This is a genomic window from Nocardia sp. NPDC059764 (genome assembly GCF_042732555.1).
Classification (GTDB): domain Bacteria; phylum Actinomycetota; class Actinomycetes; order Mycobacteriales; family Mycobacteriaceae; genus Nocardia.
Genome location: NZ_JBHWHH010000101.1, coordinates 15,045 through 27,503, shown reverse-complemented (window position 1 = coordinate 27,503; position 12,459 = coordinate 15,045). Strand labels below are relative to the sequence as shown.

General features: G+C 67.4%; 12 protein-coding genes. 8 read left to right on the top strand and 4 right to left on the bottom strand.

Features of this window, described 5'->3' with window-relative positions; all coding sequences use genetic code 11:
• The 4 genes from ACFV4K_RS22105 to ACFV4K_RS22090 all read right to left on the bottom strand — a co-directional run.
• Positions 1 to 710, bottom strand: a 710-nt coding sequence (locus ACFV4K_RS22105) for a serine/threonine-protein kinase (protein ID WP_379277288.1), incomplete at its 3' end; no start/stop codon positions are given.
• A gap of 85 nt (positions 711 to 795) precedes the next feature.
• Complete coding sequence (locus ACFV4K_RS22100; protein ID WP_379277286.1) at positions 796 to 1,629, bottom strand: DUF5995 family protein; 834 nt, start codon at positions 1,627 to 1,629, stop codon at positions 796 to 798.
• A 98-nt stretch (positions 1,630 to 1,727) separates the two neighbouring features.
• Positions 1,728 to 2,435 carry a hypothetical protein gene (locus ACFV4K_RS22095; protein ID WP_379277285.1) on the bottom strand — a complete coding sequence of 236 codons (708 nt, stop codon included), beginning with the start codon at positions 2,433 to 2,435 and terminating at the stop codon, positions 1,728 to 1,730.
• A 237-nt stretch (positions 2,436 to 2,672) separates the two neighbouring features.
• The gene (locus tag ACFV4K_RS22090; protein WP_379277283.1) at positions 2,673 to 4,064 is read right to left on the bottom strand and encodes a flavin monoamine oxidase family protein; all 1,392 of its coding nucleotides are present in this window, start codon (positions 4,062 to 4,064) and stop codon (positions 2,673 to 2,675) included.
• A gap of 136 nt (positions 4,065 to 4,200) precedes the next feature.
• On the opposite strand from ACFV4K_RS22090, the gene ACFV4K_RS22085 reads away from it, so the two are divergent.
• The 8 genes from ACFV4K_RS22085 to ACFV4K_RS22050 all read left to right on the top strand — a co-directional run bounded on the left by ACFV4K_RS22085 (position 4,201) and on the right by ACFV4K_RS22050 (position 12,108).
• Positions 4,201 to 4,761: a TetR/AcrR family transcriptional regulator gene (locus ACFV4K_RS22085; protein WP_379277282.1), complete on the top strand. Its 561-nt coding sequence runs from the start codon at positions 4,201 to 4,203 to the stop codon at positions 4,759 to 4,761.
• A gap of 380 nt (positions 4,762 to 5,141) precedes the next feature.
• Positions 5,142 to 6,326 carry a lipid-transfer protein gene (locus ACFV4K_RS22080; RefSeq protein WP_379277280.1) on the top strand — a complete coding sequence of 395 codons (1,185 nt, stop codon included), beginning with the start codon at positions 5,142 to 5,144 and terminating at the stop codon, positions 6,324 to 6,326.
• A gap of 3 nt (positions 6,327 to 6,329) precedes the next feature.
• Positions 6,330 to 6,788, top strand: a complete 459-nt coding sequence (locus ACFV4K_RS22075) for a MaoC family dehydratase N-terminal domain-containing protein (RefSeq protein ID WP_379277278.1) — start codon at positions 6,330 to 6,332, stop codon at positions 6,786 to 6,788.
• On the top strand, positions 6,785 to 7,186 hold the full coding sequence (locus ACFV4K_RS22070; RefSeq protein ID WP_379277277.1) for a MaoC/PaaZ C-terminal domain-containing protein: 402 nt from the start codon (positions 6,785 to 6,787) through the stop codon (positions 7,184 to 7,186). Before ACFV4K_RS22075 ends, ACFV4K_RS22070 begins: the two co-directional genes overlap by 4 nt.
• Before the next feature lie 15 nt (positions 7,187 to 7,201).
• Positions 7,202 to 8,032, top strand: a complete 831-nt coding sequence (locus ACFV4K_RS22065; protein ID WP_379277275.1) for an SDR family NAD(P)-dependent oxidoreductase — start codon at positions 7,202 to 7,204, stop codon at positions 8,030 to 8,032.
• Positions 8,033 to 8,097: 65 nt separating this feature from the next.
• On the top strand, positions 8,098 to 9,246 hold the full coding sequence (locus ACFV4K_RS22060; RefSeq protein ID WP_379277273.1) for an acyl-CoA dehydrogenase family protein: 1,149 nt from the start codon (positions 8,098 to 8,100) through the stop codon (positions 9,244 to 9,246).
• Between the two features lie 35 nt (positions 9,247 to 9,281).
• Positions 9,282 to 10,829: a long-chain fatty acid--CoA ligase gene (locus ACFV4K_RS22055; RefSeq protein ID WP_379277271.1), complete on the top strand. Its 1,548-nt coding sequence runs from the start codon at positions 9,282 to 9,284 to the stop codon at positions 10,827 to 10,829.
• 43 nt (positions 10,830 to 10,872) lie between these two features.
• The gene (locus tag ACFV4K_RS22050; RefSeq protein WP_379277292.1) at positions 10,873 to 12,108 is read left to right on the top strand and encodes a TetR/AcrR family transcriptional regulator; all 1,236 of its coding nucleotides are present in this window, start codon (positions 10,873 to 10,875) and stop codon (positions 12,106 to 12,108) included.
• Positions 12,109 to 12,459 lie beyond the last annotated feature (351 nt).

Below are 12,459 nucleotides of genomic sequence, written 5' to 3'. Positions count from 1 at the left end.
GCTCGGTAGAGGGCGGGGGGCTCGGGCCCGCCGCCGAACGGGGATGTGCCCGAGGCTGCATAGGTGATCAGGGCGCCCAGGGCGAAAACGTCGGTGGCCGGGGTGGCGGGCAGTCCCAGGGCTTGCTCGGGGGCCATGAAGCCCGGTGAGCCGATGCGCAGGCCGGTGCCGGTGAGTGGGCTGGCGTCGGTGGCGCGGGCGATGCCGAAGTCGATGACGTGGGGGCCGTCGGCGGCGATGAGGACGTTGCCGGGCTTGAGGTCACGGTGCACGACACCGGCGGAGTGGATCGCCTGCAGGGCTTCGGCGATGCCGGCGAACAGCAGCACGACGGTGCGTTCGGGCAGCGGGCCATGGCGGTTGACGACCTGGTGCAGGGAGGGGCCGGGCACGAAGGCGGTCGCCAGCCATGGGGTGGTGGCGTCGGTGCCGGCGTCGATCACCTGGGCGGTGTAGAGGCCGAGGATGCGGCGGGCGCTGGCGACCTCTTGGGCGAAGCGGTGCCGGAACTCGTTGTTCTCGGCGAACTCGGGCCGGACCACCTTGAGCGCGACCGGGCGCCCGCCGGGGGTGTAGGCCAGGTAAACACGGCCCATGCCGCCCGCGCCGAGCCGCGCGCACAGGCGGTAACCACCGATCTCGGCAGGGTCGTCCGGGGACAACGCCTGGAAAGCCGATGGCGACGAGGCGGGCAACGGCGATGCGGTCATGCTGGCTTCCTGCAGGTTGAGCGGTTGGAACGGGACGCGGACTCACAGAGCCGTCGCGGCCGTCGATGCCGGCGCGAGTGGGTTCTCAGATCTGACCGAGGGCTTCCAACCCGTCGAACACGGCTTCCGCGGTGTGGTAGAGCGTGTTCATGCCAGCTTGGGCGGTCGGGCAGGTGGCCTGGTTCTGCATGGCGATTCCGGAGGCGAGAGCGGTCGCGCGTACGCTCTGGAACATCACGTGACTCGTGTTGCCTGGGCCGATGAGCCGGTCCGCGGTTCTGCCGAGGAAGTACAGCCCGAAGAACCCGACCAGCTTCGCACCGTAGGTGGCTTGTAGTTCGTCGGTGATGCGGTTGGTGGTGGTGATCAGCGAGTCACCGATGGTGAAGAAGTCGCCGGTGTGCTCACCGTGGGTGTCGGTGGCGGCGATCGCGGCGGGGAAGTCGATGAGCAGGTGGGCGTCGAGGGCGGTGGCGGCGATGCGGCCTGGTGAGCGCGCTGGATCGGCGGCCATGGCGTAGTAGCGTTGCCAGCCCGGGGTGACCGGCCCGCCGGTGAGGTGGCCGTGCAGGTTCTGTAGGTATTGCCGGAAGAATTCGATGCTGACTGCCCGCGCCCACTGGGGGTCGTCGAAATCGCCTGCGTCCAGTAGCGGGTTCGCATCGCGCAGGATCTCGCGGTAGAAGACCGCGAAGATCCCGCGGCGATCGTGGCTGCCGACGAGGATGGCGGTGATACGGTCCGCGCGCCGCTCACCGTCGTGGAGATCGGTCAGGGTGGCGGGGTCGGACAGTCGTACCAGCTCGGCCAGTTCCGAGCCGTCGATACCGTTGATGGCGGATACCGCTGGGATGGGCTGGTCGGCGGCGGCGACACTGGTGGCCGATCCGGTGAGCAGGGCCGTGGCCACGAGGGCCATCGCCAGGCGTGATGGGTGCATGGTGGTTCGAACTTCCGAACATCGACGGGATTCACTACCCGGGTATCCCACGGTGCTCGGGATGCCCGGGGCGCGAGTCACTTCTGTGGGTTGGTCAGGGTGTTGAACGTCTGGATGGCGCTGAGGACCACGACGGGGGCACCGACTCCGATGGTGCCGATGGCGGTGCCGAGTCCGGCGGCCAGGGCGGCTCCGGCGATACAGCCGCCGGGTGCGCCCGCGAGGAATGCGGGCGGCATGAGTGCGGTGCCGACGATGGCTCCGGCGACGCAGCCGATGCCCAGTCCCAGTGCGGCGCCGACCATTCCGCCGATGGCGGTGGCCAGGCCGATCTGGGTTCCGGCCACACCGAGTGCCGCGTTGAGCTCGTCCTGCGTAGCGATCGGCGTCAGCTGCGCGCCCGCCGCCGTGATGGCTGTGGCGGGGTTCGTGACCGGAGTAAGGGTGACGGTGCGGGCATCGGAGTCGATTCTGGCGGCGATCGGCCAGGTCTTGTTGTCGAGTTGGTAGGTCAGCGGCATGCCGAACGCGAGATTGCCGGTGTCATCAAGGATTTCGAACCGGTTGCCATGGGTGCGCAACCGGCCCGCGTCGGTGTGCAAAACGATCGAGCGATCGACAAGGGTGGCGTTGTACCCGATGCCCGCGGACACATCGCCGATCGCGATGTCCTGCTGTGGAGCGTCGGCATGATCCTGGGCGCAGGCGGTTGCGGTGGTTCCGGCGGTGATCGCGGCTGCGGCAAGGGTGAGCGCGAGGGCGGAGTGGAGGTTCTTCGGATTCATCAGGTGTTCTTTCTCGAAAATCTATCCGCAGGGGCTCGCGGTCCGCGCGAACCGCTTGGGGTGGAACGGTTTTCGTCATCGCTACGCGGGCTCTCGCCCCGGCCGCCGGTGCCGGGCGACGGGCACAACCCATCGCCCCGGCACCGGTATGGCGGTGAGGGTTGGAGTCTGGCTTTATCGACGTCAGCGGTTGATCGCGCGCTCTTGCCGCACCGACAACCGCTGGGGGCCCGGGCGCTAGCCGGTGATTTCCTTGGCGGCGCGCAGGCCGGAGCCGTAGGCGCCGTGGACGGTGCCGAAGGATTTGCGGCTGGTGGCTTCACCGGCGAAGTGGACGCGGTCGTCGATGTCGGCGGCGAGGTGGTCGCGCATGTCGGGGGTGGAGCCGACCTTGTTGAACGAGTAGGAGCCGCGCGCGTACGGATCCGACGACCAGCGGGTGATCTGGTGGTCGATGGGCGCGGGGATGCCGGGACCGTAGATGGTGCGCAGGGTTGCCATGGCACTGGCGACGAGGTCGGTGTCGGACCAGGTTTCGCTGGTGCGGCCGAAGTCGGCGGCGTTGAAGCCCAGCAGGATCGGCTGGCCGGCGGCGCCGGCGTAGTTGATCCACTGCCCCCACTGCCCGGCCTTGTCCTGGCTGGGCACGTAGGTCAGCCAGTCGGTGTCGGGCCAGAACTTGGTGGGGAACCGCAGGTAGCACTTGTCGAGCACACCCATGCCCAGTTTGCCGATCGCGGTGGTCTTGTCGGCGGGCAGGCCGGGACCGAATGCGATTGCGCCGCTTTGCAGCACGCCCAGCGGCAGGGTGACCACGACGTGGTCACCGTCGAAGGTGCCGGCACCGGTGGTGACCGTGACACCACTGTCGTTCCAGTCGATTCGAGTGACGACCGCGCCGGTGTGGACGGTCAGCCCCTTGGCGAGGTAGTCGGTGATCGCGCCGTAGCCGGCGGGGAACAGGACGTCCTTGCCTTTGATCTTGTCGTCGTCGTCGAAGTGCAGGCTCGACAGGTCATCGACGCTGCCGGAGTACTCGTGTTCGTAGTCGTTGAGCACCGATGACACCAGTGCCTTGTCCGGCGCCGACAGTGCCGGCCAGTTCACCGCGCGCTCGGCCACGGCTCGCAGCGACACATCCCGAGCCTCGTCGTCGTCGGCCTCGTCCTGGGCGGTGGTGAGGGCTTCGGCGATCTGGGTGCGCCAGTGCTCGATCGCCGCGGCGGTGGCCTTGTCGACTTCCTTGCCGGCGGTGCCGTATTCGGTGCCACTGTTGTAGCTGGTCGACACCATGCCCGCACCCGCCTTGCGGGCCAGATCGGCGATGGGGTTGCCGTCGACGCCGTGGATCCAGGACGCGCCGAGATCGACAGGGACATCCGACCATTGACGACTGGTCCAGATCCGGCCGCCGATCCGGTCGCGAGCTTCGAGCACCAACACGTCCTGGCCTCGGTCGGCCAGGGTGCGGGCTGCGGCCAGTCCGGCGATCCCGGCGCCGACGACGATCACCCGCCGCCGCTCGCCTGGCGGGACGGTGCCGGGTTCGTCATTACAGGCCGACAGGGCCAGCAGAGCCAGGGCGGACAGGCCGGTGGTCTGCAGGAACCGGCGACGATGCATCGTCATGGCCACCAAACCAATCTGTCACAGACGTCGCCCGCGCGGGCCCGGTCGTGCGACCTCGTAGAATGAACCGTTGATACGGCATAGAATATATTGAGACAGTGATGTGTCAAATGAGACCCATGGAGTTCGTGCAACGATGCGTACAGATGCGGCGCAGGTGCTGGACTCGGCGATCCCGGTCCTGGCCAAGGACCGCGGAGCGTCGATGCAGGTCATCGCCACCCGCGCGGGTATCAGCCGCGCCACGCTGACCCGAATGTTCCCCACCCGCCAGCTACTCGTGCAGGCCATGGCCGCCAAGATCCTCGACGACTGCGACCAGGCCCTGTCCCCCGCCGAAACCCACGCTGCCTTCACCGACCAGGTCCTGGCCGGGCTCGTCACCGAGTACCGGCCCTTCGCGCAACTGTGGAACCTGGTCTACGTCGAACCCGACGTGCTGGGCGCACCAGAGGCGACCGAACGCGCCGAGGACATCTTCACCCGCCTGGTCGCGGTCATGGCCAGCGGCCAGCGCGCCGACGCGCTGCGCGTGGATATGCCCGCCACGTGGCTGGCCTCGACCTTCTGCGGGCTGGCCGAGACCGCATGGGAACTCACCCTCGAAGGCCACATGGGCACCCGCCAAGCCCCCGACTTCATCACCACCGTCCTTCACCAGGGCCTGACCACTGAAACCATCACACCCGCGCGATAAGCCGCCACCCATCGGGCGTCCGACACCTGAACGCCCAGCACCCGCCGCACAACACCCACTGCGGTCCGGACTCCGCCAAGCTGCTGGGCGGCATAGAGCGCCACGCGCAGACCACCCTCGCGCCAGCGATTCACCGCACACACCGCATCCGAGGGCGGCGCTGTGGTGCGAATCAAGGGGTGCCGCCTGGCGATATCTCGTGCCGCAGGTGCCTGCGGCACATAAGCGCGGCCGCCCGCGGCGCCGCTTCCCAACCTCGAGAGGCGTCTGGCATCCGGTTGGCAAGTTCTGTCCGATTTTCCCCGACCTTCCCCTCTTCCCCGTTAAGTGAACCACAAGTAGTCTGCATCGCAAGTTGATGACAGATGGTTGGAGCAGCGATGGCAGGGCAGGTCACGGTCGCGGGCGTGGGGATGATTCCCTTCAAGACACCAAAGAACAGCACTTCATATGACATTTTAGGCAGCGGAGCAGCACGTGCCGCGCTGGCTGACGCAGGCATCGACTATGAGTTGGTACAGCAAGCCTATGTTGGCTATGTGTATGGCGACTCGACTTGCGGTCAGGCTGCACTGTATGGCGTGGGTCAGACCGGCATCCCAATCGTGAATGTGAACAACAACTGCTCGACCGGTTCCTCGGCGCTGTTCCTGGCGCGGCAGGCCATCGAGAGCGGAATGCTGGACTGTGTCCTGGCGCTCGGGTTCGAGCAGATGCAGCCCGGGGCACTGGCGACGCACTGGCAGGACCGTCCGAGTCCGTTCGCGCGCTTCGACGAGGTGGCGATCGCGGTCCAGGGTGAATCGGATGCCCCGTTCGCGGCCCGGTACTTCGGCGGGGCGGGTGCGGCCTACGCCGAGGAGTACGGCCTGGCCGAGGACACTTTCGCCCGGATCGCGGTGAAGGCGCGCAGGCATGCGGCGAACAACCCGTATGCGGTGTTCCGTGATCCGGTGACGGTCGAGGAAGTGCTGGCCTCGCCTCGCGTCTACGGCCCGCTGACACGGCTGCAGTGTTGCCCGCCCACCTGCGGCGCGGCCGCGGCGGTGCTGTGCTCGCCGGAGTTCGCCCACCGGCACGGTCTGCGCACCGACGTGGCGATCGCCGCACAGGCGATGACGACGGACTCACCATCGACTTTCGCCGATAGGGATCTGCGCACGCTCGTCGGCTACGACATGTCGAAGGCCGCGGCCGGGCAGGTGTACGAGGCCGCGGGTATAGGGCCGGAAGACGTGAGGGTCGTCGAGTTGCACGACTGCTTCACCACCAACGAGTTGCTGACCTACGAGGCGCTCGGGCTGACCCCGGAGGGCACCGCGGAGAGGTTTATCGCCGACGGTGACAACACCTATGGCGGCAGGGTGGTCACCAACCCCTCGGGTGGGTTGCTGTCGAAGGGGCACCCGCTGGGTGCGACCGGTCTGGCGCAGTGTGCCGAGCTGGTCTGGCAGCTGCGCGGCCAGGCCGGGGCGCGGCAGGTCGACGGCGTGAATCTGGCGCTGCAACACAACATCGGACTCGGCGGCGCCGCTGTGGTGACGCTGTACGAGAAGGTGAGCTGAGCAGTGCCGATCGATACCGCAGCGGCTCTCGAGCTGCCGCTCGACCCGGTCACCGTGTATGTCGAGCGCGGCCGACTCCGATTGTTCGCCAAGGCCATCGGCGAGACGGACCCGCTCTACACCGATGTGGCGGCGGCCAGACAGGCGGGCCATCCCGACCTGCCGGTTCCGCCCACGTTCTTCTTCAGCCTCGAGCTGGAGGCGCCCGACCCGTTCGCCTATCTCACCGCGCTCGGCGTGGATTTGCGCCGGGTACTGCACGGCGAACAGTCATTCACCTACCACCGGCCGGCCCACGCGGGTGACACGCTCACTCTCCAGCCCCGCATCGTCGACGTCTACAGCAAAAAGGGCGGCGCGCTGGAATTCCTTGTCAAACAGACCGGCATCAGCCGAGGCGAAGAGCTGGTCGCCGAGGCGAGCAGCGTCATCGTCGTGCGCAATCCGGAGATGGCGAAATGACCGGGACGACACAGATCCGGGTCGGAACCGAACTGCCCGCGCTCGAGGTCACGCCGATCTCCCGGACCACATTGGCCCTTTTCGCCGTCGCGTCCGGCGATCACAACCCGATCCACATCGACCTCGACGTGGCGAAATCTGCCGGCCTCGACGACGTGTTCGCGCACGGGATGCTGTCGATGGCCTACCTGGGACGCGTGCTCACCAGCTGGGTTCCGCAGGACAGGATCCGCTCCTACCGGGTGCGTTTCGCCGCGATCACCCCGGTCCACGGTCGGCCGACCTGCACCGCGACCGTGACATCCGTCCAGGACGGCCTGGCCACGCTCACGCTGAGGGTCGCGCTGGCCGACGGAACCCCCACCCTCATCGGCGACGCTGTCGTCGCACTGCACTGAAAGGACTAGCTGCACATGGGAAAACTCGACGGCAAGGTCGCGCTCGTGTCCGGTTCGGGCCGTGGTATCGGCCGTGAGATCGCGCTCAAGTTGGCCGGAGACGGCGCCGCCGTGGTGGTCAACGATCTGGACGCCGAGCCGGCCGAGCAGACGGTGGCCGCGGTCGAGGCCGCCGGTGGGCGGGCGGTGGCCTGTGTCGGCAGCGTGACCGACGAGGGCTTCGCCGAGCGCTTCGTGCAGACGGCCGCGCAGACGTTCGGCGGGTTGGACATCATCGTCAACAATGCCGGCTATACCTGGGACAGCGTCGTGCAGAAGATGACCGACGAGCAGTGGGACGCCATCCTCGACGTCCACCTCAAAGCGCCGTTCCGGATCCTGCGCGCCGCTCAGCCGGTGATCTCCGCCGCGGTGAAGCAGGCCAGGCAGGCCGGTGCGGCGGTGCCCTGCCGCAAGGTCGTCAACATCTCTTCGATCGCCGGGCTCGGCGGCAACGCCGGTCAGGCCAACTACGCCGCGGCGAAGGCCGGCGTCACCGGCTTGACGAAGACGCTGGCCAAGGAGTGGGGCCGCTACAACGTCACGGTCAACACTGTTGCATTCGGGCTGATCAAGACCCGGCTGACCGAGATCCCGGCCGATGGCGACGCGATGATCGACATGGCTGGCAATCAGATCAAGGTCGGCGTGAATCCCGACCTGCTATCGGCCATGGAGCGCGGCATCCCGCTCGGCCGCGCCGGCACACCGCGCGACGCCGCGGGTTCGGTGTATCTGCTCTGTATCCCGGAGTCCGACTACGTCAGCGGGCAGACCCTCGTCTGCGGCGGCGGGTTCGCGATGTGACCGCCGGGTCCCGCGCCGGCGCATTCCCCAACCGCAGTAACTACCGAACACAATCGGAGGCATCAATGAAACGGATCCTGTTCGATTCCGCGCACGAGGAGTATCGACAGAGCGTGCGGGCCTTCCTCGGCAAGGAGGTCGTGCCCCACTACCAGGACTGGGACACCGCGGGCATCGTGCCCCGCGAACTGTTCACTGCGCTCGGCGATCTCGGCGCGTTCGGCATCGCCGTCCCGGAGGAGTTCGGCGGCGCCGGGATCGGCGACTTCCGCTATAACGTGGTCCTGCAGGAGGAAGCGGCCCGCGCGGGAGTCTCCCCGGCGATCCTGGGCCCCGCGCTGCACAACGATGTGTGCCTGCCGTACTTCCTCGACTACACCACCGAGGAGCAGAAGGCCCGCTGGCTTCCGGGCATTGCCTCCGGCGAGCTGATCACCGCGATCGCCATGACCGAACCGGGCACCGGATCCGATCTGTCCGGGATCGCCACCAAGGCGGTCCGCGACGGCGACCACTACGTGATCGACGGCGCGAAGACCTTCATCACCAACGGCATCAACGCTGACCTGGTGATCGCCGCGGTCCGCACCGGCGAGCATCAGCACCGCGGTCTCAGCCTGATCGTCGTCGAACGCGACACCCCCGGCTTCGAACGCGGCCGCAAACTCGACAAGGTCGGGCTGCACGCCCAGGACACCGCCGAGCTCTTCTTCCGCGGCGCTCGGGTGCCGGCGGCCAATCTGCTCGGCGGCGAGGGTGAGGGCTTCTTCGGCCTGACGAAAAACCTTGCACAGGAAAGGATCTCGGTCGCGGTATCCGGACTGGCCCAGGCCACGGCCGCGTTCGACCAGACTGTCGCCTACGTCCGCGAGCGCAAGGCCTTCGGCTCGGCGATCGGATCGCAGCAGGTGATTCGGCACCGGCTCGCCGAGCTGGCCACCGAGATCGACGTGGCACAGCACTACCTGGATCGCTGCGTTGTCGCACTCGACGCGGGCGAGCTGACCGTCGTCGACGCCGCCAAGGCCAAGTGGTGGTGCACCGAACTGCAGGGCCGGGTCACCGACGCCTGCGTCCAGCTCCACGGCGGGTACGGCTACATGCTCGAATACCCCATCGCACGAGCCTGGCAGGACAGCCGGGTGACCCGCATCTACGCCGGCACGACCGAGATCATGAAGGAAATCATCGGCCGCTCCCTTCAACTCGGATAGCCAGTTCTTCGGATCAGCGCGCAAAGGAGCGCCTCATGTACGTGACCCAAGCCATACACAGAGCCCTGCAACACGATCCCGGCCGGCCGGCGACCATCTTCGGTGACCGGACCCGGACGGTCGCCGAATCGGCGGAACGAATCGCCCGATTGGCAGGAGCTTTTCGATCGCTCGGTGTCGAATCCGGTGACCGGGTGGGCATACTCGCACTGAACTCCGACCGCTACCACGAGTACCTGCTCGCGGTGCCCTGGGCGGACGCGGTGGTCAATCCGATCAATATCCGGTGGAGCGTCGCCGAGATCGTCTACTCGCTCGCCGAATCCGGTACGCGGGTGCTGCTGGTCGACGATGCGTTCGCGGCCATTGTGCCCGCGCTGCGCGAGCGGTTCCCGGAGCTGTCGACCGTGATCTTCATCGGTGACGACGGCCTCCCCGAGGGCGCCCTGGGCTATGAGCGACTGCTTGCCACCTCCGAGCCGGTCCCCGATGCCCGCCGGGGAGGAGACGACTTGTTCGGCATCTTCTACACCGGGGGCACAACCGGACACCCCAAGGGGGTGATGCTCAGCCACGCCAACATGATCAGCTCCGCCCTGGGCTGCCTGGCCACCGGGTCGTTCGTCACGCCCGGCGGCAGGCTCCTGCACGCGGCCCCCATGTTCCATCTAGCCGACCTCGCCGCCTGGCTCGGCGGCACGCTGGTCGATTCGACCCATGTCATCGTGCCCATGTTCGGCCCGGCCGCGGTGCTCGCCGCGATCTCCGAGCACCGGGTCACCGACACCCTGCTCGTCCCCACCATGATCCAGATGCTGGTCGACGCGCCCGCGCTCGACGATCACGACCTCGGCAGCGTTCGCACCATTCTCTATGGCGCGTCACCGATTTCGGAGGCGGTGCTCGAGCGGGCCCGCCAAGTCTTCCCGACGACCGGATTCATCCAGGTCTACGGGATGACGGAGCTGTCCCCGGCGGCGACCATGCTGTCCGCGGCCGACCACGAGAACCCGACGCTGCGCCGCTCCGCCGGCCGCAGCGCACAGCACGCCGAGGTACGCATCGTGGACCCCGACGAGGTTGAGGTGCCGCGTGGCACGGTGGGCGAGGTCGTCGTCCGCGGCGATCACGTCATGGTCGGCTACTGGAACCAGCCCCAGGACACCTCGGCTGCCTTGCGTGGTGGCTGGATGCACACCGGCGACGCCGGCTACATGGACGAACATGGTTACGTGTTCATTGAGGACCGGATCAAGGACATGATCGTCTCCGGCGGCGAGAACGTGTACTCCGCCGAGGTGGAGAACGCGCTGGCCCGCCATCCGGCGGTGGCCGCGTGCGCGGTCATCGGCGTGCCCGACCCGAAACTCGGCGAACAGGTGCATGCCGTTGTGGTGCTGCAGCCCGGTAGCAGCGCGACCGAGGATGAGCTGCGCGGCGCCTGCCGCGAATACATCGCCGGCTACAAGGTGCCGCGCAGCGTCGAGTTCGTGCAGGCCCTGCCCATGTCCGGGGCGGGCAAGATTCTCAAACGCGAACTGCGCCGGAAATACTGGGCCGACACCGAACGCCAGGTCGGCTGAAACCTGACGGCAGAGCTGCATCCAGACCCAGGAGAACACCGTGATGGTCGGCACCGAGGTATCGACACCCCCCGCGCGCGGCACCCGGCCACGCAATCGCCGAGAGCTGATCATCACCGCGGCGCGCGAGCTGTTCTACCGCGACGGCTACACCAATGTCGCGATGAACGATATCGCCCTCGCGGTGAATATCGGGCCCTCGGCGCTGTACCGGCATTTCCGCGGCAAGCAGGAACTGCTCTACGCCGTCGTCGCCGAGGCGCTGGAGTCCTGCCTGGGCGGGCTGGCTGCGGCTCGGCTCGGCGATCTCGATTCGCTGGTCAAGGCGTTCGCCGCAACCTCCTTGGCCCGGCGAGAACTCGGCGTCCTGTGGCAGCGCGAAGCCCGCAACCTTCCCGCCGAACAGCGGACGGAACTCGGTGAGAACCTGTCCGCCTCGCGGCGTGCGCTCGTCGGCCAGCTGACCGCGTCCCGGCCGCAGCTTGATCCCGTGCACGCCGAGCTGCTGGCCTGGAGCATCCTCGATGTCGCGGCCAGCATCTCCTACCAGCATGTCGACCTGCCCGAACCCGACTACCTGAACCTGGTCGAGAACCTGATGCGCTGCGTGGCAACCGCGCAGCTCCCTGAACTCGGCCTACCTGTCGACGACCGCCCACGCACCGACCACGCGCCCGTACTTCGGACCCGTCGCGAAAGCCTGCTCGCGACGGCAACCCGGTTGTTCGCTGAAAATGGTTATGCGGCGGTCAGTTTGGAGGACACCGGCACCGTTGTCGGAATAGCCGGACCGAGCATCTACAACTATTTCTCCAGCAAGCACGAGATCCTCTGGACGGCGATGAACCGCAGCTCCGAACGACTGTGGCTCGACCTGGCCGAGGTATTCGAAACCGCCCAGGACCATACAGATGCGTTGCGTCTGCTGGTGTCGCGGTACGCGCAATTCGCGTTGGCCCACCCGCACCTGGTCACACTCATCGTCACCGAGACCGAACACCTTCAAGACGAGCAGAGGCAGCGCGTACTCCAGACCCAGCGCGACTACATCGAGGAGTGGCTGGATCTACTGCGCGTCATCCACCCGGCCATGTCGCGTGCGCAGGCGCGCGTGCGCGTTCAGGCCGTGCTCACCATCGTCAACGACATCGCCCGGACACCGCGGCTACGCACCCGGCCAGGCATCGCGGAGAACCTGCAGCGCCTCGGCTGCAGCCTCCTGGAACTGCAACGCCGACCACGACAGTCCTTCACCGGCGTGAGATCCACCGCCGGCTGAGAGCCCACACACCACAGTACGAACATCCGCTCGCCCGAGTGCCCGGCACTCCGGTGACGGCTGCCTATACCCGCCCGTCGCAGCGGCGGACGGGTATGACGACCACGGAGACATGACATGGAGCAGACAAATGGCCACCTGCCCGGAACCTCGGGCCCGACGCTGTTTCGGCAAGCGTGGTCACCCGACAACGAGCCACGCGCCACCGTGGTGATCGCGCACAGATTCGGCGAACAGGGCAGCCGATACGCCCACCTCGTGAAGCATCTGCGTCAGGATTCGCGTGCCGGAACAGGTTCCTGGCGGAGGTGGGTCACCAACAGGTGCAGGCCGTCTCGGAAACTGTCCCTG